Annotated in this window: 20 protein-coding genes; 10 read left to right on the forward strand and 10 right to left on the reverse strand. The window is 63.7% G+C overall.

The genetic code is table 11. The annotated features are described in order from the left end of the window. On the forward strand, window positions 1-1136 hold a 1136-nt coding region (gene groEL, locus ACK4OE_RS14130), incomplete at its 5' end, for a chaperonin GroEL (RefSeq protein ID WP_409885443.1). A gap of 941 nt (window positions 1137-2077) precedes the next feature. Beyond that, window positions 2078-2440, forward strand: coding sequence for a hypothetical protein (locus tag ACK4OE_RS14135; RefSeq protein WP_409885476.1), 363 nt, complete (start codon window positions 2078-2080; stop codon window positions 2438-2440). Window positions 2441-2618: 178 nt separating this feature from the next. Here ACK4OE_RS14135 and eda read toward each other — a convergent pair whose 3' ends face one another. Both eda and edd read right to left on the reverse strand, forming a co-directional pair. Next, window positions 2619-3248 carry a bifunctional 4-hydroxy-2-oxoglutarate aldolase/2-dehydro-3-deoxy-phosphogluconate aldolase gene (gene eda / locus ACK4OE_RS14140; protein ID WP_409885444.1) on the reverse strand — a complete coding sequence of 210 codons (630 nt, stop codon included), beginning with the start codon at window positions 3246-3248 and terminating at the stop codon, window positions 2619-2621. 38 nt (window positions 3249-3286) lie between these two features. Then, window positions 3287-5056: a phosphogluconate dehydratase gene (gene edd, locus ACK4OE_RS14145; RefSeq protein ID WP_409885445.1), complete on the reverse strand. Its 1770-nt coding sequence runs from the start codon at window positions 5054-5056 to the stop codon at window positions 3287-3289. 101 nt (window positions 5057-5157) lie between these two features. On the opposite strand from edd, the gene ACK4OE_RS14150 reads away from it, so the two are divergent. Next, window positions 5158-6069, forward strand: a complete 912-nt coding sequence (locus ACK4OE_RS14150; protein WP_409885446.1) for an SMP-30/gluconolactonase/LRE family protein — start codon at window positions 5158-5160, stop codon at window positions 6067-6069. Window positions 6070-6166: 97 nt separating this feature from the next. On the opposite strand, the gene pgi is transcribed toward ACK4OE_RS14150, so the two are convergent. Then, window positions 6167-7726 (reverse strand): glucose-6-phosphate isomerase, encoded by a 1560-nt coding sequence (pgi, locus tag ACK4OE_RS14155; RefSeq protein WP_409885447.1) that lies wholly within the window; start codon window positions 7724-7726, stop codon window positions 6167-6169. Between the two features lie 197 nt (window positions 7727-7923). Here pgi and zwf point away from each other — a divergent pair, with 197 nt between their 5' ends. The 5 genes from zwf to ACK4OE_RS14180 all read left to right on the forward strand — a co-directional run bounded on the left by zwf (window position 7924) and on the right by ACK4OE_RS14180 (window position 12161). Continuing rightward, complete coding sequence (gene zwf, locus ACK4OE_RS14160) at window positions 7924-9378, forward strand: glucose-6-phosphate dehydrogenase (protein ID WP_409885448.1); 1455 nt, start codon at window positions 7924-7926, stop codon at window positions 9376-9378. Window positions 9379-9437: 59 nt separating this feature from the next. Next, entirely contained in the window at window positions 9438-9893 is a 456-nt protein-coding gene (locus ACK4OE_RS14165) for a hypothetical protein (RefSeq protein WP_409885449.1), read from the forward strand. A gap of 83 nt (window positions 9894-9976) precedes the next feature. Continuing rightward, the gene (locus ACK4OE_RS14170; protein WP_409885450.1) at window positions 9977-10441 is read left to right on the forward strand and encodes a universal stress protein; all 465 of its coding nucleotides are present in this window, start codon (window positions 9977-9979) and stop codon (window positions 10439-10441) included. A gap of 117 nt (window positions 10442-10558) precedes the next feature. Further along, window positions 10559-11221, forward strand: coding sequence for a GNAT family N-acetyltransferase (locus ACK4OE_RS14175; protein WP_409885451.1), 663 nt, complete (start codon window positions 10559-10561; stop codon window positions 11219-11221). A gap of 7 nt (window positions 11222-11228) precedes the next feature. Further along, window positions 11229-12161, forward strand: coding sequence for a carbon-nitrogen hydrolase family protein (locus tag ACK4OE_RS14180; RefSeq protein ID WP_409885452.1), 933 nt, complete (start codon window positions 11229-11231; stop codon window positions 12159-12161). Window positions 12162-12212: 51 nt separating this feature from the next. Here ACK4OE_RS14180 and glk read toward each other — a convergent pair whose 3' ends face one another. The 6 genes from glk to ACK4OE_RS14210 all read right to left on the reverse strand — a co-directional run bounded on the left by glk (window position 12213) and on the right by ACK4OE_RS14210 (window position 18786). Then, complete coding sequence (gene glk, locus ACK4OE_RS14185) at window positions 12213-13181, reverse strand: glucokinase (RefSeq protein ID WP_409885453.1); 969 nt, start codon at window positions 13179-13181, stop codon at window positions 12213-12215. Window positions 13182-13381: 200 nt separating this feature from the next. Continuing rightward, on the reverse strand, window positions 13382-14446 hold the full coding sequence (locus tag ACK4OE_RS14190; protein WP_409885454.1) for an ABC transporter ATP-binding protein: 1065 nt from the start codon (window positions 14444-14446) through the stop codon (window positions 13382-13384). Between the two features lie 15 nt (window positions 14447-14461). Next, window positions 14462-15331, reverse strand: a complete 870-nt coding sequence (locus ACK4OE_RS14195) for a carbohydrate ABC transporter permease (RefSeq protein WP_409885455.1) — start codon at window positions 15329-15331, stop codon at window positions 14462-14464. Beyond that, window positions 15321-16202 (reverse strand): carbohydrate ABC transporter permease, encoded by an 882-nt coding sequence (locus ACK4OE_RS14200; protein WP_409885456.1) that lies wholly within the window; start codon window positions 16200-16202, stop codon window positions 15321-15323. The genes ACK4OE_RS14195 and ACK4OE_RS14200 overlap by 11 nt, the downstream gene beginning before the upstream one ends. Before the next feature lie 112 nt (window positions 16203-16314). Beyond that, window positions 16315-17436: a carbohydrate porin gene (locus ACK4OE_RS14205; protein WP_409885477.1), complete on the reverse strand. Its 1122-nt coding sequence runs from the start codon at window positions 17434-17436 to the stop codon at window positions 16315-16317. Between the two features lie 99 nt (window positions 17437-17535). Further along, window positions 17536-18786, reverse strand: coding sequence for an ABC transporter substrate-binding protein (locus tag ACK4OE_RS14210; RefSeq protein WP_409885457.1), 1251 nt, complete (start codon window positions 18784-18786; stop codon window positions 17536-17538). Window positions 18787-18944: 158 nt separating this feature from the next. On the opposite strand from ACK4OE_RS14210, the gene ACK4OE_RS14215 reads away from it, so the two are divergent. Together ACK4OE_RS14215 and ACK4OE_RS14220 are read left to right on the forward strand one after the other, a co-directional pair. Continuing rightward, entirely contained in the window at window positions 18945-19664 is a 720-nt protein-coding gene (locus ACK4OE_RS14215) for a response regulator transcription factor (protein ID WP_409885458.1), read from the forward strand. 42 nt (window positions 19665-19706) lie between these two features. Continuing rightward, window positions 19707-21113 (forward strand): sensor histidine kinase, encoded by a 1407-nt coding sequence (locus ACK4OE_RS14220; protein ID WP_409885459.1) that lies wholly within the window; start codon window positions 19707-19709, stop codon window positions 21111-21113. 41 nt (window positions 21114-21154) lie between these two features. Here the strand turns inward: ACK4OE_RS14220 and ACK4OE_RS14225 are convergent, their stop codons facing one another. Further along, complete coding sequence (locus ACK4OE_RS14225) at window positions 21155-22240, reverse strand: AraC family transcriptional regulator (RefSeq protein ID WP_409885460.1); 1086 nt, start codon at window positions 22238-22240, stop codon at window positions 21155-21157. Between the last annotated feature and the right edge of the window lie 397 nt (window positions 22241-22637).

Here is a 22637-nt window from a genome sequence, read left to right on the forward strand (position 1 = left end):
GCGTGATCACCGTGGAAGACGGCAAGTCGCTGGACAGCGAACTGGACGTCGTGGAAGGCATGCAGTTTGACCGCGGCTACCTGTCGCCCTACTTCATCAACAACCCAGAAAAGCAATCCGCCATTCTGGACAACCCCTTCGTGCTGCTGTTCGACAAGAAGATCAGCAACATCCGCGACCTGCTGCCCACGCTGGAGCAAGTTGCCAAGGCTGGCCGTCCCCTGCTGATCATTGCCGAAGAAGTCGAAGGCGAAGCCCTTGCTACTTTGGTCGTGAACACGATCCGCGGCATCCTGAAGGTTGTGGCTGTCAAGGCTCCAGGCTTTGGCGACCGTCGCAAGGCCATGCTGGAAGACATCGCCATCCTGACGGGCGGCAAGGTCATCGCTGAAGAAGTGGGCCTGACGCTCGAAAAGGTGACTTTGGCCGACCTGGGTCAAGCCAAGCGCATCGAAGTGGGCAAGGAAAACACCATCATCATCGACGGCGCTGGCGCTGCTGCTGACATCGAAGCCCGCGTCAAGCAAGTGCGCGTGCAGATCGAAGAAGCCACGTCCGACTACGACCGCGAAAAGCTGCAAGAGCGCGTAGCCAAGCTGGCCGGCGGCGTGGCCGTGATCAAGGTCGGCGCTGCCACCGAAGTCGAAATGAAGGAAAAGAAGGCCCGCGTGGAAGACGCACTGCACGCAACGCGCGCAGCTGTGGAAGAAGGCGTTGTGGCTGGCGGCGGCGTGGCTCTGCTGCGTGCCAAGCAAGCGGTTGGCACCTCCATCAAGGGTGACAACGCTGACCAGGACCACGGCATTGCCCTGGTGCTGAAGGCCATCGAAGCGCCTCTGCGCGAAATCGTGAACAACGCCGGCGGCGAAGCCTCGGTGGTGGTGAACGCTGTGTTGGCCGGCAAGGGCAACTTCGGCTTCAACGCTGCCAACGACAGCTACGGCGACATGCTCGAACTGGGCATTCTGGACCCCACGAAGGTCACCCGCACGGCCCTGCAAAACGCAGCGTCTGTGGCCTCGCTGCTGCTGACGACTGAGTGCATGGTGGCTGACGCCCCCAAGGATGAAGCCGGCGCTGGCGGCGGCATGCCTGACATGGGCGGCATGGGTGGCATGGGCGGCATGGGCATGTAATTGCCCGGCCCGTACCGGGCAGGCTGCAAGCCCACCCGGTAACGCCAAAAAACAAACCCCGCAGGCTGCAAGGCCTGCGGGGTTTTTTATTGGTTGGGCGGGCGGCCATTGGGCTTCAGGCAAGGGAGCAGACGGCGTACCGCACCGGCTCTTTGGCCACCAGGATGTCGGCCACCCAAGTTGAAAGGCGCGCCGCTCAGATGGCACTTGGGGATGACACAAACTGATATTTCGTGATGCGTATAGGCGATATCTGCAGTTAACGCTTCATAACAATTAATAAGCCATCTTACTTTTATCAGGCATTGCAGCAGCAAACACCCGCCCCGTCATATCTGGATACACTTCGCCGCGCTCCTACCCCTTCAGCATCTGAAGGGGTTGGCTGACGGCCTTTCCATAGCGCCCCGTCGAGGAGCCTTTTTCTCCCTCAGACTTCCATGGCGCTCACACCTCCTACTGTCACCGTTCTCGACCTGACCGCTCGGTTGGGTCTTCACTCCCTGGCGCAACTGGGCGTTGCCAACACCTCTGGGCCGGGCCCCTGGCTGCAGATTCCGCTGGCAGACGCCACCGTGGCGCCGCTGGTGGACTGGCTTCGCCCTGCCAACGCCAAGGAGCTGCGCTTGCCGTCACCGCAAAGCGCTGCTGTCATCCTGCTGGTGGGCCCGGGTTCGGTGAATCTGGTGCGTTCCACGCTCGAATGGCTAGCGCCGCACAACCCTGCAGTGGTCTGGGCGTTTCTGATGCCCAACGCAGTGATGGAAGAGTCGATCTTCAAGGCCGCCCCGCCCGCGCAGATGGCACGCACCCACGTCTACCAGCTGCCCGACAGCAACCCCCAAACCCTGTGGTTCATTCTGATGGAGCAGCTGAGCAAGCTGAGTGTCATGGATGACCTGGCCCTTCAGCAAACCCGAAACCCCAACGAAACAAACGATATGAGCTCCAACCTGAAGCAATGCATGGATTCCGCGATGACCATTGATGGCGCAACCGCAGTGGCACTGGTCGACTACCGCAGCGGCATGTGCCTTGCGCAAGCGGGCGGCGGAATGAACCTGGACCTGGCTGCAGCCGGCAACACCGAAGTGGTGCGCGCGAAGATCAAGACGATGGAGGCGCTGGGCCTGCGCCGTGGCATCGAGGACATTCTGATCACTCTGGGAGACCAATACCACCTGATTCGCCTGGTGCCCAACAACCTCGGTCTGTTTCTGTACCTGGTGCTGGACAAGGCCAAGGGCAATCTGGCTCTGGCACGCTACAAGTTGACGGACATTGAGCGCTCGCTGAAGGTGTGAGCCGACCCCGCCCTTGGGGCCCAACGCTGCCCTGATCGCAGCCCCCAAAAAAATAAGCCCGCAGACCTCACGGCCTGCGGGTTTTGTTTTGAGAACAAGCCTCAAAAACTATCTTTTTAATAGCTACTAGCGCTTACCAGATAAGCGCTAACGGCCAATTTGATGCTTAACTAACCAGTCACCCCACCTTGCGCAACGCCTGCGCGGCCCGCGCCAGCTCGGTGATGCGCGCCCAGTCGCCGGACCGCACCGCGTCGGCGGGCGTCAGCCACGATCCACCCACGCAGCGCACATTGGGCAGCGCCAGGTAGTTGGGGGCCGTGGCGTTGGTGATGCCCCCGGTGGGGCAAAAGCTGACCTGACCAAACGGGCTGGCCCAGGACTTGAGCAGTGGCATGCCGCCCACGGCCTCGGCCGGGAAGAGCTTGAGAAACGAGAAACCATCGGCCAGGGCAGCCATGATTTCGCTCGACGTGGCGACACCGGGCAGCAAAGGCAGATTCAGCGCCTTGCATGCATGGCCGACCTCGGACGTGTAGCCAGGGCTCACTGCAAAACGCGCACCCGCCTCACTGGCGCGGCGGGCGTCGTCGGCGTTGAGCACTGTACCGACACCCACCACCGCTTCAGGCAACTGGCACGCAATCGCTTCAATGGCGGGCAGGCCCGCAGCGGTGCGCAGCGTGACCTCCAGCACCTTCACACCACCGGCCAGCAGGGCCTCAGCCAGGGGCAACGCGTCTTCCACGCGGTCGATCACGATGACGGGGATGACGGGGCCGTGGCTGGCGATATCGAGAGGGTTCATTCAATTGCTCCTAATTAGTGATGTGCCGAGCGCCCTGCCTACAGCCAGGTGCAGGCGCCCTGTTCGGCACCGCCTGCATGGCGGCGAAAGTTGGTAAACAGTTCGCGGCCAAAGCCGGCCGCGGGGGGTGCGGTGTAGGGCGCCACGGGGCGGGCGGCCCAGGTGGCTTCATCAACCAGCACATCCAGCGTGCCGGCCACAGCGTCCACACGCACGATGTCGCCATCGAGCACCTTGGCCAGCGGGCCACCGGCCAGCGCCTCGGGCGTCACGTGGATGGCCGCAGGCACCTTGCCCGATGCGCCGCTCATGCGCCCGTCGGTCACCAGCGCCACCTTGAACCCCTGGTTCTGCAGCACGGCCAGCGGTGGGGTGAGCTTGTGCAGTTCGGGCATGCCATTGGCCTGCGGGCCCTGAAAGCGCACCACGGCCACCATGTCCTGCTGCACCTCGCCTGCGCTGAAGGCGGCGAGCAGGGCCTCTTGCGAATCGAACACGCGCGCAGGCGCTTCGATGATGTGGCGGTCTTCGGGCACGGCCGAGACCTTGATCACCGCGCGACCCAGACGCCCTTGCAGCAGGCGCAGTCCGCCGGTGGGCGAGAAAGGCTGGGTGACCGGCCGCAGCACGGTGTCGTCGCCCGACACGGTGGGAGCGCCCTGCCCGCCTGCGGCAATGCCGCCCGCGTTCACGCTCATCACATCGGGGTGCATGAAGCCGCCGGACAGCAGCTCGCGCAAGATCCACGCAGGGCCGCCTGCGGCCTGGAACTGGTTCACGTCGGCGTCGCCATTGGGGTACACGCGGGCCAGCAGCGGCACGGCGGATGACAGCTCGTCAAAGTCTGACCAGTCAATCAGAATGCCCGCACTGCGCGCAATGGCCACCCAGTGGATCAGGTGGTTGGTGGACCCACCCGTGGCCAACAAGGCCACCATGGCGTTGACAATGCAGCGCTCGTCCACCACATGACCAATGGGCGTGAAGCGCGATCCGCGCTTGCCAATGTCGAGCACCGTGCGCACGGCTTGGCGCGTGAAGGCTTCGCGCTCTTCGGTGCCGGGCGGCGCAAAGGCCGCGCCGGGCACATGCAGGCCCATGGCTTCGAGCAGCATCTGGTTGCTGTTGGCGGTGCCGTAAAAGGTGCAGGTGCCAGGGCTGTGGTACGCGGCCGATTCTGCCTTGAGCAACTCATCACGCCCCACCAGGCCTTGCGCGTACTGCTCGCGCACCTTGGCTTTGTCCTTGTTGGGCAGCCCGGTGCCCATGGGGCCTGCAGGCACAAACACGCAGGGCAGGTGCCCGTAGTGCAGCGCGCCAATGAGTAGGCCGGGCACGATCTTGTCGCACACGCCCAGCAGCAGCGCGCCATCGAACACATCGTGGGACAGCGCTACCGCAGTGGCCATGGCAATGGCATCGCGGGAGAACAGCGACAGCTCCATGCCAGGCGTGCCCTGCGTGACGCCGTCGCACATGGCGGGCACGCCGCCTGCGACCTGCACCGTGGCGCCGTTTTGTGCGGCTTCGTCGCGCAGGATGGCGGGGTAGCTCTGGTACGGCTGGTGGGCCGACAGCATGTCGTTGTAGGCCGTCACCACGCCAATGTTGGGCGCCTTTTCGACGGTGATCTTGAACTTGTCAGCACTGGGCAGCGCGGCATAGGCGTGGGCCAGGTTGGCGCAGCCCATGCGGTCCTGGGTGGGTTTGCGGGCCAGCATGTCGTCGATGCCAGCAAGATAAGCAGCGCGGGTGTCGGCACTGCGCTGCGTGATGCGGGCCGTCACGCGCGCTACAACTGAATGCATGGGATGCTCCATCGGTGGGTGGGCCCTCGAACCCGGGTCGGATACGGGGCCACAATTTGAGTGCCCTAGAATGTAACTCGATAACCATTTCACTTCAACCCATGACTCTGCAAACCCTGCCCTTGCCACCGTCCGAACTGGGCGAATCGCCCTTCTGGCACCCCGAGGAAAACTGCCTCTACTGGTGTGACATTCAGGGCTTTGCTGTAAATGCCTGGACACCCGCCACGGGGCAGCACCGGCATTGGAAAATGCCCAGCGAACCCGGTTGCTGCGCCCCCGCGCCAAGCGGTCAATTGGTAATTGGGTTACGAGATGGCTTCTATCTGCTGAACACCACCACAGGCGCACTGACCTGCCTGGCACTGTTGCCTGCTGACCAGCACAACACCCAGATGCTGCGTCTGAACGATGGCCGCTGTGACACCGCAGGCCGGTTCTGGGCCGGGTCGGTGATCACGCCGCGCACCGCACCCGACGCAGCGCTGTGGTGCCTGGCCGCTACCGACGGCGGCTACTCCGTGCGCTACATGGCGGGCGACAACTTCACGGCCAACGGCCTGGCTTTCAGCCCGGACGACCGGTTCATGTACTGGTCCAACACGCCCGAGCACCGGATTGACCGGTTTGACTTCGACGTGCCCACGGGTGCCATCGCCCACCGCCAGCCCTGGATGCAGTTTGACCACAAGGTGGACGGCCAGCCCTACGGTGGCCGCCCCGATGGCGCAGCAGTGGATGTGGACGGCAACTACTGGGTGGCGATGTACGAAGGCGGCTGCGTGCTGCAACTGTCGCCATCCGGCGCTGTGCTGCAGCGCATTGCCACACCAGTGACCTGCCCCACGATGGTGTGTTTGGGGGGCGAAGATTTGCGCACGCTGTACGTCACGTCGGCCCGCGCCGGGCGGCCTGAGCACGAACAGACCGCCGCCATACCTGCCGGCTCGCTGTTCAGCGCGCGGGTCACCACACCGGGCTTGCCGGTGAACTTCTTTCGGCTGACGCGTTGACTTGGTGCCCGGCCAGCGCCACTTGGAAAATATGGCTTAAAAGTGCCTCTAGCGCTTATCCCATAAGCGCTAGCAGCTATCTATTTTGAAGTCTCATCTATCCACGCAGCCGCTTCAACAGCCCTGCGGTGGATCCATCCAGCCCAGTGGCGTCACCCGAGCCCAGCCGAGCCTCGATGTCCCTGGCCAGCACTTTGCCCAGCTCCACGCCCCACTGGTCAAAGCTATTGATGCCCCACAGACTGCCACTGACGAAAACGCGGTGCTCTTGCAGCGCAATCAGCGCGCCGAGCGATGCAGGGGTGAGCGCATCCAGCAGCAAGAAGGTGCTGGGCCGGTTGCCCGGAAAGTGACGGTGCCCGTCGTCGGCGCTCACCTTACCCACCATCAGCGCCTGGGCCTGCGCCAGCGCGTTGGCCAGCAGCTTGTTGTGGTGGCCCTTGAGCGGGTGCGTGGGCTGGCGCACGGCGATCAGCTCCAGCGGCAGCACGTCGGTGCCCTGGTGCAGCATCTGAAAGAAAGCGTGTTGGCCGTTGGTGCCTGGCTCGCCCCACAGCACGGGTGACGTGGCATAGGGCAGCGGTTGGCCGTCCAGCCCCACGCGCTTGCCGTTGCTTTCCATCTCCAGCTGCTGCAGATAGGCCGGCAGGCGGCCCAGCGCCGCGTGGTAGGGCGCGATGCAGCGGCTGGTAAAGCCATGGAAGTTGCGGTACCAGACGTCCAGCAGGCCCAGGCGCACGGGCAGGTTCTGCGCCAAGGGGGCGGTGCGAAAGTGCTCGTCCATGGCGTGCGCTCCGGCCAGTAGGTCCCTAAAGCCCGCCGAGCCAATCGCCATCGCAATCGGCAGGCCAATGGCCGACCACAGCGAATAGCGCCCGCCCACCCAATCCCAGAATCCGAAAGTAGTGGCGATGCCCAGCGTCTTTGCGGCATCCACATTGGTGGTGAGCGCCGCAAAGTGGCGCGCCACATCGGTGCCGCCGTTGTCAGCAAACCACGCCAGCGCCGATCGGGCGTTGGTCATGGTTTCTGCGGTGGTGAAGGTCTTGGACGCGACGAGGAACAGCGTGTTCTCAGGCCGCAGCATGCGCAGCGTGGTGTGCAGCTCGTGCCCGTCCACGTTGGATACGAAATGAAACCGCTTGCCCGGCGCGCGAAACTCTTCGAGCGCCAGCACGGCCATGTGCGGGCCCAGGTCCGACCCGCCGATGCCGATGTTGACCACGTCGGTGATGGACTCGTCCGCGCGCACCGTGTCGGCATAGGCCAGCATGGCATCCAGCGTGGCATGCACCCGCACCAGGTCGGCGGCCATCGTGCGTTCATCGCCCGGCAGCCCCAAGCCCGCGGGGCGGCGCAGCAGGGTGTGCAGCACCGCGCGGCCTTCGGTGGTGTTGATGGGCTGGCCGCCCAGCATGGCATCGCGGTGTTGCTCCAGGCCGCTGTGGCGGGCCATGTCCAGTAGCAACGCCTCGGTGTCGCGGCTCCACAGGTTTTTGGAGAGGTCGGCAAACACATGCGGGGCTGACTGGCTGAAATGCTCAAACCGCTGCGCGTCCTGCGCGAAGGACTCCCGCAGATCCTGCTGGCTGGCGCCGTTCGAAAAATGGGCCTGCAGCAAAGGCCATTCGGGGGTTTGGTCGCAACGGAGGGACATGGGTTCAGTCGAAGGAAGTGGTCAACGCGGCTGAAATGGTAACTTGATTACAAAAACATCTTGGTACTCTGTCGCATGCAAAGTGTGAAAAAACGTTTGCAAGCCATAGACCTACACACAGATCGCACAAATCGATGTAACGAGATTACAATTTCTAGCCTCAAACGTGCACAACAACACCCTGATACGGAGACCCCATGAGTTTTGACCTTGTCCTGTTTGGTGGAACAGGTGATCTGGCCTGGCGCAAGCTCATGCCGGCGTTGTTCCAGGCGTTCCGGCATGGAACGCTGCCCCAGGGGGGGCGCATCATTGCGGTGGCACGCGACGAGCTCAGCCATGAACAATACCGCAGCCTGATCAAGGCGCGGTTTGACAGCGTGGAGCTGGCCAAGCGCCCCACTCCGGACGAGTTCGAGCGTTTTGGCGCGCTGCTGCACTACCTGCGCATGGACCTGTCCAAAACCGAGGACTACACCAAGCTGGCCGCCATGCTGCACGAACGCGGCGCCGACTCGGTGGTGATGTATGTGGCCACCGCGCCCAGCCTGTTCACCAACGTGTGCGAGCAGATCGCGGCCGTGGGCCTGAACGGCCCCACCACCCGCGTGGTGCTGGAAAAGCCGCTGGGCCACGACCTCCAATCCAACCAGGCCATCAACGACACGCTGCGCCGCGTGCTCAAGGAAGAACAGGTCTTTCGCATCGACCACTACCTGGGCAAACCATCGGTGCAGAACCTGTTTGCCATGCGCTTTGGCAACGCACTGTTCGAGCCCCTGTGGCGGCGCGAAACCATTGCCAACATCCAGATCACCATTGCCGAAGAACTGGGCGTGGAAACACGCGGCGCGTTTTATGACCAGACCGGCGCCCTGCGCGACATGGTGCAGAACCACGCGCTGCAACTGCTGTGTGCGATTGGCATGGAGCCGCCGATCAACTCCAGTGCCAACGCCATCCGCGACGAAAAGCTCAAGGTGCTGCAGTCGCTCAAGCCCTGGAGCATGGAGACCATTGGCCAGCACGTGATTCGCGGGCAGTACGCGGCGGGCAACGTGCACGGCACCCCGGTACCCGGCTACCTGCAAGAAAAAGGCGTGGCCCCCGGCAGCACCACCGAAACCTTTGTGGCGCTGCGCACCGAGATCTCCAACTGGCGCTGGGCCGGTGTGCCGTTCTACATCCGCACCGGCAAGCGGCTGGCGGGGCGGGATGCACACATCGCCGTCAACTTCCGCCCGGTGCCGCACCCCATCTTCAAGACCCCTGCCGGTGCCGCCAACCGCTTGGTGATCAACCTGCAGCCCAAGGACGGGCTGGAGCTGCACCTGCTGGCTCAGGGCGCCGCCCAGCACCAGACGGAGCCCGCGCTGTCGCAGGTGCACCTGAACCTGGACTTCGACCAGCGCTTTGGCACCGAACGCGTGGGCGCCTACGAACGCCTGCTGCTCGATGTGATTGCGGGCCGCCTGAACCTGTTTGTGCGCAGCGATGAACAAGAAGAAGCCTGGCGCTGGGTGGAGCCCATCCTGCAGCATTGGAAGAACGACCCCGTGGGGCCACGCCCGTATGCTGCGGGCAGCTGGGGCCCCAGTTCGGCCAGCGCAATGATTGCGCGGGATGGGTATTGCTGGAGCGAGGAGATGTGATGGGCAGGTGGTAGCCTTGGGAGGCCCCATCTGCTCTCAGACCACACAGAGTCACCGCCATGCCCAAGAAACGAAAGTTTCTCCCCTTCCTCCTGAGCATTCCGTTCATCGGAGCACTCGCCTTCTTCGGTCCGTCAGGCCCTGAAGGATGGAAATCTGCCTGTGGATGCATTCCTACCGACTGGAATTTCGTGATCTACCTGCAGCTAGAAGCTGAAGGAACATCATTCCCAGCTTCTGTTGATCTCGACAAGTTGGACAGCGAAAAGGTTGTCTCTGGCTTCTTGCGCAAGATACCCCTTGGCTCCAGTCTGCAAGAAATCAAGGAAATCAGCAGAGGCATGGAGTCCTCTTGTGAAGCGGTCAATGCGCGCATCTATCAGTGCAACTATTGGCTTCAGTTCAAACGCACCTCAGCACGAGGCTACTCCGTGTTGTTTCACCTCTCGGACAGCCAGCACCTCCAGTCGCTTGAAGCCCGAGCAGTGACGGGAGAGAGAGGAAAAGTGCTGTGAACAGCGCGTAACCCTCAGCAGACGTGTGCGCATGCAACCCCGCCATGCCGCACCGCCCCATGTCACAGCAGAAAGGGAAGCACATGTTCCAAAAAATCATGGTTCTGGTGGATGAGCACCCGCCCGCCCAGGCCGCCATCCACACCGGCATTGAAATTGCCCGGGTACACGCCGCCCAGGTGATCTATCTGTATGTGCCCCCGGCCTACGCGTTTCCCATGGTCGACATGCCGGGAGGCGGCATGGCGGCGTTTGCCGCACACACGGCCGAGCAGTTTGAACAACAAACGCAATCGACGGCGTCTGACCTGCTGAAAGCGGCCGAAGACGCGGCCCGTGCCGCCGGGGTGGACAGCGCGTGCGCCATGGCCCCGGGCGATGCGTCTGCCGACTACGTGGCAGAGGCCACCGCCACGCATGGCTGCGACCTGGTCGTAGTGGCGGCGCCGGGCAGCAATGCGGTGGTGCGGCTGCTCACGGGCAACATCATTCCCGGCTTGATCTCCCGGTCTCCAGTGCCCGTCATGATCTGCCCTGCGGGCGCGTGACTGCCGGGGCGGTAAAGCCCTCCATCCGCCTGCGCAGCAGCTTTGCGCCACACTGCCCAGTTGCGCACCACAGTGCCCACCCTTTTTCACACCACTGGCCAACACATCTGGCACCCCATGGACGACCTGCTGATAAGAACCACGCTCCACAGCGACATCGATGAACTCCTGAAACTGCAGGAGCGCGTCTACCCCGCCATCGACCCCTGGCGGCGGGACCACCTGGAAGAACAGCTCAACATGTTTCCCGAAGGCCAGCTGATGGCCGAAATCGACGGTCGGGTGGTGGGCTGCGCCAGCTCGCTGGTGATCCTGTGGAACGAATGGTCGGACGAGCACACCTGGCAGGAAATCACCGCCAAAGGCACCTTCAGCACGCACAACCCCCAGGGTCTGACGCTGTACGGTGCCGAGGTTTTTGTGGACCCCGAAATGCGCGGGCTGCAGATTGGGCACTACCTGTACGAAGGCCGCCGCCAGCTGTGCAAAACCCTGAACCTGCGTCGCATCATTGCGTGTGGACGGCTGCCGGGCTATTTGCCGCATTCCAAAGACATGACGGCCGAGCAATACGCCAAAAAGGTGCTGTGGGGCGACTTCACGGACCCGGTGCTGAGCTTTCAGCTGCGCGAGGATTTTCGCTACTGTGGGATCATGAAAGACTACCTGCCGCAAGACCATGAATCGTGCGGCCAGGCGGCTCTGATCGTGTGGATCAACCCGGACTACGACCCGTCTCGCCCGACGGCCCTGCAATCGGCCATCGCTGCCAGCCCCTAGGACATTCATGACAGTTCAAGCACAAGACATGCACCCCGTTTTCAGCCCCAGCCAGGGCATCGTCCGCATCGCGGCGGTGCAATACCTGCTGCGCTCCATCGACGACTGGGCGGGGTTCGAGAACCAGGTCCGCTTTGTCATGAAAGCGGCGGGCGACTACAAGCCGCAGTTCGTGATGTTCCCCGAGATCTTCACCACGCAGTTGCTGTCCTTCATGGACACGTCCGACCTGCGCACGGCGGTGCGCCGGATGGACGAGTTCACCGACCGCTACATCGAGCTCTTCACCGACCTGGCCAAGCGCTGGGGCGTGCACATCATCGGCGGCAGCCACCCCACGCTGTCCAACGGCAAGTTGCTCAACACGGCCTACCTGTTCAGCCCGCAGGGCAAGGTGTTCACGCAGGACAAGATCCACCTGACCCGCTGGGAAAAAGAAAAGTGGAAGGGCGACCCGGGCCACCAGCTGACCGTGTTTGACACGCCTCATGGCCGTATTGCGATCCTGATCTGCTACGACATCGAGTTCCCCGAGCTGTCGCGCATGGTGTGCGAACAAGGCGCCGACATCATCTTTGTGCCGTCGTGCACGGATGACCGCCAGGGCTTCTGGCGCGTTCGGTACTGCTGCCACGCGCGCGCCATCGAAAACCAGGTGTATGTGGCCGTCACGGGCACGGTAGGCAACCTGGCGGTGGAGGGCCTGGGGTTGCACTACGGGCAAGCAGCCATCATCACGCCATCCGACTTCCCGTTCGCACGCGACGGCATTGCCGCCGAAGGCGTGCCCAACATGGAACAGATCGTCATCGCCGACGTGGACCTGGCCAAGCTGGTGGCCAACCGCGTCAACGGCACCACCATCCCGCTGTACGACAAGCGCAAGGATGTGTACGCCAATATGGTGAGCGTCGTTCCGACCTACACGGCTGCGAATTGAGCGGACGTGCTGGGCCCGGGTCGGGTGACGCCGGGCTCAGTCAGGTTGCGTCTATCCCGCAATGTCCAGCGCCCGCGATGCGCCATACAGCGCAGGCGTGGCGCTGGGGTCGATGACCCAGCACGGGATGGATGCGAGGTAGGGCTGAAAACGCCCCTTGGATTCGAACCGCGTGCGGAACGACGATTTATCGAACCACGTGCCCAGGCGCGGCACCATGCCGCCACCAATGAACACGCCACCGCGCGCGCCCAGGGTAAGAGCCAGGTTGCCCGCCACGCTGCCCAGAAAGCCGCAGAACAGGTCCAGCGCCTCCAGGGCCAGTGCGTCATTGGACTGCAGCGCAAGCTCAGTCACCTGGGCGGCCGAGCTGATCTCCTTGCCGCCGCGCTGGGCCAGCCTGCGCAGCGCGTGGTACAGGTCCACCAGCCCTGCGCCCGAGACAGCGCGCTCAGCCGACACATGGCCGTAGCGCTCCTGCAAGATGGCGATCACGTCGAACTCGCGCTGCGTCTGCGCCGCCAGTGACACATGCCCGCCCTCGCCCGACAAGGGCACGCCGTTGCTGGACCCGGGCGGGAAGACCAGACCCGACACACCCAGACCCGTGCCTGGGCCCAGCAGCGCAATCGCAGCGCCCGGGACGGCCTCGCCGCCACCCACGGGCCGCAGCAGGTCGGGCGTCAGCAGGGGCAATGCCAGCGCCAGCGCAGTGAAGTCGTTGATGACCACCAGGCGCTCAAAACCGAACGCCTCGCGCACTGCGCGTTGCGAAAAGCTCCAGCTGTGGTTGGTCATGCGGATGGCGTCGCCCGTGACGGGGTTGGCAATGCCGAACGCCGCCTCGCGCGGGGTGGGCACACCCACTTCTTTCAGGTACGCCGACAGCGCGGCGTCCACAGTGGGGAACTGTGCGCAAGGCAAAACGCGCGTGTCGTTCAAAGGGCCGCCCGGCTCGTTCTGCCAGGCCAGGCGGATGTTGGTGCCGCCGATGTCGGCGAGGAGGCGCTGAGGGTGCATAGGAAAAGGATGGAGACCAAAGGTCATACGCCCCACTGCCCTGCGGCAGATGGCGGCCGGCGGATCGCAATCGCTATTATTTCTATAGCTACTCGCGCATGATGGATAAGCGCTAAAGCCTATTTTTACCTGAATTTCCTGTTCAGGCAAAGACCAAAGCCCCTTCGCGTGGCTACCCAGCGGCCGGGGGGCCGAACCGGTCAGCCTGCCAATCGCTCTTCGGACTTGGCGTCGAACCAGTGCGCATGGGCTGGTGCCACCGTCAGGCCCACCTGATCGCCCGGCTGCGCGCGGGTTTGGGCATCGGTACGCAGAGTGACGGTGCCTGCGGCGGTGTCCACCATCACGTAAGTGTCGGGGCCGGTGGGCTCGACCACGCTCACGGTGCCGCGCCACGGTGCGCTGTCCTGCATCACCAGGTGCTCTGGCCGCACGCCCAGCATGACTTCGGCGGAGGCCAGTGGCGCCGCCAGGTCGAGCGAGGCACCTTGAACAGCGAAGTACCCAGTCGCTTGCGTGCCCCGCAGCAGGTTCATGGTGGGCGAGCCGATGAACGTGGCCACGTAGGTGTTGGCCGGGCGGTTATATATCTCGTCGGGCGTGCCCAGTTGCTGCACCACGCCGCCCTTCATCACCGCAATGCGTGACCCGAGCGTCATGGCCTCGACCTGGTCGTGCGTCACGTAGACGCTGGTGATGCCGCTGGCCTGGTGCAGGCGCTTGATCTCGGCACGCATCTCCACGCGCAGCTTGGCGTCCAGGTTGGACAGCGGCTCGTCAAACAAAAAGAGCTGCGGCTGGCGCGCCAGCGCCCGCCCCATGGCCACGCGCTGGCGCTGGCCGCCCGACAGTTGGCTGGGCCGGCGGTCCAGCAGGTGCGTGATCTGCAGCATGGCGGCCACTTCGTCGATGCGTTTCTTGCGCTCGGGCTTGGGCATCTTGCGCATCTCCAGCGCAAAGCCGATGTTGTCGGCCACGCTCAGGGTGGGGTACAGCGCATAGCTCTGAAACACCATGGCAATGTCACGGTCGCGCGGGGGCATGCCCACCACGTTCTTGCCAGCGATGCGGACCTCACCCTCGGTGGGTTCATCAAGCCCCGCGATGATGTTGAGCAGCGTCGATTTGCCGCAGCCCGAGGGGCCCACCAGGATCAGGAACTCGCCCGGGGCCACGTGGATGTCGATCTTGCGCAGCACCTCCACGCTCTTGTCGCCCTTGCCAAAGCGCTTGTTGATGCCTGCAATGTCGAGTGATGACGCCATGATTGCTTAACCTCTTTATCCCTTGACGGCGCCGGCCGTCAGCCCGCGCACAAAAAATTTGCCGGCCAGTACGTAGATCACCATGGTCGGAAGCCCGGCGATGATCGCAGCGGCCATGTCCACGTTGTAGGCCTTCACACTGCTGCTGGTGTTGGCCAGGTTGTTCAGGCCCACGGTGATGGGCTTGGACTCGGTGCCCGAGAACACCACGCCAAACAGAAAGTCGTTCCAGATCGCGGTGAACTGCCAGATCAGCGTGACCATGACAATGGGTGTGGACAGCGGCAGCACGATGCGCCAGAAGATCTGGAAGAAGCTGGCGCCATCCATGCGCGCGGCGTTCACCAGCTCCTTGGGGATGGCCGCGTAGTAGTTGCGAAAGAACAGCGTGGTGCCCGCCAGGCCCGCCAGGCAGTGCACTAGCACCAGCCCGGTGATCGAACTGGACAGCCCCAGCCAGCCCAGCACCTGGCTCATGGGCAGCAGCACCACCTGAAAGGGCATGAACACACCAAACAGCAGCAGGCCAAACAGCACGTCGCTGCCACGAAACTTCCATAGGCTGAGCACATAGCCGTTGAGCGCGCCCCACACGGTGGACAGGAGCACGGCCGGCACCGTCATGGCGACCGAGTTCCAGAAGAATGGGCGCAGGCCGTTGCAGTCCACCCCCGTGCAGGCACTGGACCATGCGGTGCCCCAAGCCGACCAATTCAGCCCTCCGGGCAAGGCCAACAGTGACGTGGTGCGAATCTCTTCGGCGTCCTTGAACGACGTGACCAGCATGGCGTACAGCGGCAGCAGAAAAAACGCCGTGGCCAACGCCAGCACGCCGTACAGCAGCCAGCGCCCCACAGACGGAAAGATAGAGGGCTTAGCGGTCATGGGGTTTGCTCCGCAGTTCGCTGTAAAGGTAAGGAATCACCAGGGCCGCCACGGTGGCCAGCATCATGGTGGCGCTGGCCGCACCCAGACCGATCTGGCCGCGCGAGAACGACATGGTGTACATGAAGGTGGCGGGCACATCGGTGGCAAAACCCGGGCCACCGGCCGTGAGCGCCATCACCAGGTCAAAGCTCTTGATCGCCAGGTGCGACAGCACCATGAGCGTGGAAAAGAACACGGGCCGGAGTGCTGGCAGCACGATGCGCCAGTAAATGCGCGGCAGCGACGCTCCATCGACCTGCGCCGCCTTGATGATGCTGTCGTCAATGCCACGCAGGCCTGCCAGGAACAGCGCCATGGCAAAGCCTGCGCTCTGCCAGATGCCTGCGATCACCACGCAGTAGATCGCCATGTCGGTGTCCACCAGCCAATCAAAACTGAAGCGCTCAAAGCCCCAGTCGCGCACCATTTTTTCAATCCCCATGCCGGGGTTGAGCAGCCATTTCCACGCCGTGCCCGTCACCACAAACGACAGGGCCATGGGGTAGAGGTAAATGGTGCGCAACGCACCCTCAGCGCGGATCTTCTGGTCCAGCAACACGGCCAGCACCACGCCAATGGCGAGCGAGCCGCCCACGTAGCCCACGCCGAAGATGCCCAGGTTTTTAAGGGCCACCCACCAGCGGTCCATCTCCCACAGGCGTTCATATTGCGCCAGGCCCGCCCATTCGTAGTTGGGCAGCATGCGGGACACCGTCAGGCTGAGCACGCCGTTCCAGACCATGAGGCCGTAGATGAACGCGAAGCCCAGCACAAAGGCCGGTGCTACCACCAGCTTGGGCAACCATGTTTCAAGGGTGTTTTTGCTCATGGTTGCGGAAAATTTTTGGCATATGCCTGTATCGAAAAAAAGGGGGGCGCGGAGCGCCCCCCAAAGAACAAAGTAACCTCTGGATCACTAACTCGCTAACTCACTCTCTCCCTTACCACCACACCTCGTACTGCACGCCCACCAGCGTGCGCGAGGTCTTCCCGTTGGCGCCAAACGTGGCCGCATTGGCCACGGCAGCCGCCTGGTTCCAGTTAGCCTTGGTCACGTACAGACGCAACTCGGGACGGGACCAGAAGTCCTCTGACAGAGCCAGTGCGCCCGCCAGCGTCACCTTGGACAGGCGCTGGTCCGGGCCCGTGTTGCCCTTGCGGGTAGTGGTGGACAGCTCCACCAGGCCCTTGAAGTTCTGCGTGAAGGCGTACGAGCCGCGGCCGCCCAACGAGAAGTCCTTGGTCTCCACACCGGTCAGGTCGGCCTTGTTGGTCTGGTAACCAATGAGCGCCTGGCCACCAAAGCGGCCGCTTTGCCAGTTGATGGAGTCAGCAATGCGGGTGGCGCGTTTGCCTGCGCGGGTGCCTTCGATGGACTCGAACTCACCGTCGATGCGCGCATGGCCCCGCGATGTTTGCAGGTACACGGTGTTGGTGATGCTGGGCAGCAGGAATTCCTTTTGCGTGTGCATCAGCGATATGCCCGAACCCGAACCGCCATTGACCTGACCCTTGCCACCCACAGCCGTCAGCAGCACCCGCAACTTGCCGCCGGGGTTGGTGTTGATTTCGGACAGATCGGCGTTGATGCGATGCGCCTTCACGTTGTTCGGCAGGCCGCCGTCAAACTTGTCGCCGGTGAACACGCCCACACCCAGCTTCATGCCGCCAACCGGCACATCGGTCACACCAGCGCCGATGTTGTCGCCATAGTTGAGCAGGAAGTAATCGACGATGTGCACGTCCTGAATCCGCAGGCGGCGCTGGCCGACCCAGAACTTGGCTTCGGGCGAGAACGAGAAGCCGCTCATTTCCACAAACGCCTGTTCGGTACTGATGTCGCCACTGCCCCACTTGGCGGGCATGTAGTTCACCTTCCACTTGATGCCGTTGGTCTCAAAGCCGCGTGCAAAGTTGACTTCGATGCCGTTGTCGCCCTCGTTGCCGAGGCGGAATTTCTGCAGTTCACCGCCGAGCGTCAGGTTGCCCTTGACGCCGTCGGAATGGTTGAACACCGGGCCGCCCCGCGAGTAACCGTTGAACTCAAAGCCTGCTACTTCCATAGCAAAGGCACCATTCGCGCATGCGGCGGCCAAAGCCACCGCCGTGAGGCGGTTTCTTGTCTTCATGATGAATCCCTCAGTGGTGTTGGTTTATTGGGCTTACTTGGTCTTGGCGGCAGTCGCGATCTTCTTCATCGCGTCCGCAACGCTCACCTTGTCGTCGTTCCAGAACTGGCTGACGACATCCTTGATGGCACCTTCGGTAGCAGGCGCAATCGCCATGCCATGGGCCACGCTGGGCACCAGGCCACCGCTCTTGGCAGTGTCGGCAAAGTCTTTGCTGGACAGCTTGGCGCAGTCGTCAAACTTATCCATGGGCTGGCCCGTGCGCACAGGGATGGAGCCCTTGTTGAGGTTGAACACCTCCTGGAAACCCGGGCTCATGATGGCGCTGGCCAGGTCGCCCTGCGCCTTCTGCGCGGCGGCATCCTTGAGCTTGAACAAAATGAACGAGTCCACATTGAAGGTGAACGCGTTGGCCGTGCCCGGCGCTGCGGCGCACATGAAGTCTTTGCCCGGCGCCTTGCCCGCGGCAATGAACTCGCCCTTGGCCCAGTCGCCCATCAGCTGAAAGCCTGCCTTGCCCTGGATGAGCATGGCCGTGGCCAAGTTCCAGTCGCGGCCGGGGGCGCCAGGGTCGGTGTAGGTCTTGATGCGGCGGAAGGTCTCCAGCGACTTCTTCATGGTGTCGCTGGTCAGCGCCTTGTCGTCCAGCTTGACCAGGGCGTCCTGGTAAAACTTGGCGCCGCCCACACCCAGCACCACCGATTCAAAGGTGGTGAAGTCCTGCCAGTTCTGGCCCCCGTGCGCTACCGGGATCAGGCCTGCAGCCTTGAGCTTGTCGGCGGCGGCAAAGAACTCATCCCAGGTCTTGGGCATGGCGGCCACGCCCGCTTTTTTGAGCGCGTCCGAGCTGGCCCAGATCCAGTTCACGCGGTGCACGTTGACCGGTGCGGCCACGTAGTTGCCCTTGTACTTCATCACGTCGGCAACCACCTTGGGCAGCACGTCGTCCCACTTTTCGGACTTGGCCAGCGCGTCCACGTTGGCCAGAACTCCTTCGGCAGCCCATTCCTGAATGGCCGGGCCCTTGACCTGCGCAGCCGAAGGCGGGTTGCCCGAGATCACGCGGCTTTTGAGCACGGTCATAGCGCTGTCGCCACCGCCACCGGCCACGGCAAAGTCGCGCCAGGTATGGCCCTTGGATTGCATGATCTTCTTGAGCTCGGCGGCCGACTTGGCCTCGCCGCCCGACGTCCAGTAGTGCAGGACCTCGACCTCCCCCGCGCTGGCCGACACCGCTGCCGCCAGGCCCACCGCCAACGCGGCGATCTTTGTCATCTTCCACATACCCTTGTCTCCTCGATGTTATGAATCCGGTTGTGCACCGTGAACCCGCTGCCGTTCAGCGCAGTCGGTACTTTAATTACAATAATTAATTGTCTTATCGGTGCTTTCCCTGAGCGTCGCTGCGCTGCCACTCAAAGTGCTTTGTTATGCTCAATCGCATGGCCACGATACTGATAGTTGAAGACGATGCACTGCTGCTGGACGCCCTGACCGGGCAGCTTCAGCAACTGCAGTTCGGTGTCTGCACGGCCTCCAGCGTGGCCGAGGCCACCGCCCTTTTGCAGACCCAGGCGGTAGACGGAATCATTTTGGACCTGGGCCTGCCCGGTGCCGACGGCATGGACCTGCTGACCTGGGCGCGCGCGCACATTGCCGGGCTGCCGGTGTTGATTCTCACCGCACGCGACGGCGTGGAAGACCGTGTGCGCGGCCTGAACGCCGGGGCCGACGACTACATCACCAAGCCCTTCAACATGCAGGAACTGCAGGCCCGCCTGCAGGCCATGCTGCGCCGGGCGCGGCAACCCGCCTTCACCCAGGCCAGCAGTGCAGCGGGCGGGCCCAGCACGGCACTGGGGCCCTTGCTGCTGGACCACGCCAGCCAGACCGCCGCCCTGAACGGCGAGCCGCTGGACCTGACGCAGCGCGAATGGGAACTGCTGGAGCTGCTGGTCAACCGCTGCGGCGAAGTCGTCACCCGCGACGACGTGCTGGCCGCCTGGCGCGCCAGCCCGCCCGAGCCAGGGCAAACCGCCGCGCCGCCGCTCAACTCCAACGCGCTGGAGGTGTACGTGCACCGCCTGCGCAAAAAGCTGGACCTGTCGAACCTGGCCATCCGCAACATCCGGGGCCTGGGCTACATGCTGGAAAAACCATGAACGCTCCTCTGGGGCGCAGCGCGCCTTCCGCACTGTACTGAGATGCGCCACGTCCCCGGCGTTTCCCTTCAACGCAAGCTGCTGCTGTGGCTGCTGCTGCCCCAGCTGGTGCTGTGGCTGTCGGGCGGTTTTCTGGCGTGGCGTATTGCGCTGCAAAACGGAGAAAAGGGCATCGACCAGACGCTGACCCAGTCGGTGCGCGCGCTGGCGCGGCAGATCAAGCCGATTGGCGACGGGCTGCTGGTGGACTTTCCCAAAGCCGCGCAAGACATCCTGGAGCAAGACCCGGCCGACCGCATCACGTACATGGTGTCGTCGCCGCCCGGCCGCTTTTTACTGGGCAATGCCCAGCTGCCCCCACCACCGCCGGTGGAGGTGCGCGTGGGCGACCCCTACCTGTACCACGCCCGCGTGGATGACCGCCCGGTGCGTGTGGCCCTGCTGGATGTGGACTACGGCACGCCCCAAACCCGCCAGACCCTGCGTGTGCAGGTGGCGCAAAGCCTGACGGTGCGCGAGCGCATTGCCCAAGAGCTGCTGGAGCAAATGGTGTTCCCCATGGGGCTGATGGGCCTGGCGCTGAGCGCCGTGGTGTATGCGGGCGTGCTGCGCGGCCTGCAGCCCCTGAAGCGGCTGGAGGCGCAGATCGAGCGGGCGGGCGCACGGCCCAAGGCGGGCTCCACCCCCCTGCCGCCCATTGAGCTGACAGAGGCCCCGCAGGAGGTGCACTCACTGGCCAGCACCATCAACCGCTTGCTGGAGACCGTGGCGCGCGGCCAGCAAAAGGAAAAGCGTTTTCTCAACGACGCGGCGCACCAGCTGCGCACCCCGCTGGCGGGCTTGATCGGCCAGACCGAACTGGCCCTGCACGAAAGCCACGAGCCCGCCGTGCAGGAGCGGCTGCAGAAGGTGCTGTCAGCCGCACAGCGCAGTGCCCACCTGTTGCACCAGCTGCTGCAGCTGGCGCGATCCGAATCGAACGTGGAAATGCAGCCCACCGACCTCGCCGCCCTGGCGCGCGAGGTGGCGCGCGAATGGGCGGCCCGCGCCCTGGCTCAGGGCATGGACCTGGGCTACGAGGGCGACGACAGCTTGCAAGTGCAAGGGCACCCGCTGCTGCTGCGCGAGGCGCTCAACAACCTCATCGACAACGCCCTGCACTACGCAGGCCCCGGCGCCACCGTGACGGTGCGCGTGCGCCGCGAGGAGCGCGGCCACTGGGCCCAGCTGGTGGTGGAAGACGACGGCCCCGGCGTGCCCGCCGAGCACCTGGGAGACCTGTTTGCGCGCTTTTGGCGCGGGTCGGACAAGGCGGGTGGGTGTGGGCTGGGCCTGTCGATCGTGGAGGAGATTGCGCTGCGGCATGGCGGCAACACCTTGGCCGAAGCCAGCGGAATGCGCGGCCTGCGGGTGGGCCTGCGGCTGCCGGTGCAGGCTGGCAAGGCCTAGTGTTCACCAGGACGACACAGGGGCGCTGCCCCGCCCGGCGCTCAAGGCACGCTGGGCATGGCTGGGGCAGGGGCGGCGGTTGTCGCGCGGTAGTCCGTTGGCAGTTGCCCCGACCAGCGCTTGAACGCCCGCCGAAACGCCCGCGCATCTGAATAGCCCACAGCGTCGGCCACCTGGGCCATGGTCATGGAGGTGCGGGCCAGCAGGTCCCGGGCGCGCTCGAAGCGGGTTTCGTCGCGCAGCGCCCGGTAGCTCACGGACTGGGCCTCCAGCCTGCGGCGCAAGGTGCGCTCACTCACGTTGACCATGTGCGCCAGCTCGCGCTGCGGGGTGCGCTCGTCGACCCCCACCCGCAGGCGGTTGGCCAATGACTCCACCAGGTCGTTGCGGCCAATCGGCTTGTGCAGCAGGGTGTTGAGCTGCTCCCGCACCAGCCCGCAGGTGATGCGGTCATAGCCCGGCAGGCGCGCGCCGAGCCAGTGGGACTCGATGGTCATCCGGTTCATGCCCGCATCAAAGCGCACGGGGCAGCGAAAGAAACGGCGATAGGCCTCCTCATGCGCTGGCCGCGAAAAGGCGAAATCCATGCGAACCGGCGCAAATTCAGTCCCCACCAGGTAGCGGCTGACGGCCACCGCCCCGGCAAAGTTGTCTTCCACCAAAAAGCCCTCGATCTCCAGATCGAAAAGACGCGGCATCACGTCCAGATGCGCCTCGCGCCCCCGCACCTCGAACACGTTGTGCAGCATGGCCCCACCGGCCCCCTGTTGCCCCATGCCGTATTCAATGGCCTCGCCAAAGGTCTCGCACGTCAGCATGGCCAGCCCCATCAGCCCCCAGGACACGGGCGTCTGCCGTGCGCCGCAGGCCAGCCCCAAGGCTGGGTCGCGCGTGAGGGCCTGGGCCCGCAGGATGAGGCTGCGCACCTGCTGGTGGGACAGCAGCAGGTGCCGGTCAAGCAAGTCGGTGTGGGTGAATCCAAGCCCCAGGCACAGGCGCTCCAGCGATACCCCACGGTCCTCCAACAAACCCAGCAAGGCGCGCGCGGTGAAGGGAACGATATCGGCCACCGTGTGCGCGTCGGGCACGGCGGTGGGCGTGGGCACGGGAGTGGAAGGGACGGACATGGGCAGTGAAATGGAAACAACGAAGCGGTTCCCATGATGACCCGAAATGTCCCTCTCGTCATGCTGAATGACCCTAGACATCTCTTCAAAAAATCCAATAAGTCTTTGATTTTATTTGATTTTTATATATAAACACTGATTCTTTCTGCGCAAATTTGACCGAATGGGGCCCTCGATTGACCGAATAAGACCCCCATGCCAATGCAGGAGGGACACCCAACATCCCGTAAACGCTTGCAGACGGCCCCCATAAGGACCATGACCGGACCATTGACCGAAATAGTCCCATTATTGTCCAGCTAAGACCCCCGCCACAGACCCACCCCCACCTACAGTGCGTTCACCGTTTACTCCGGTAGCGCACCCCCCAGGGATCGCGATACCGCAACGCACTTCA

The organism is Acidovorax sp. (assembly GCF_046314175.1).
In the GTDB taxonomy this organism is placed as follows: Bacteria; Pseudomonadota; Gammaproteobacteria; order Burkholderiales; family Burkholderiaceae_C; genus Acidovorax.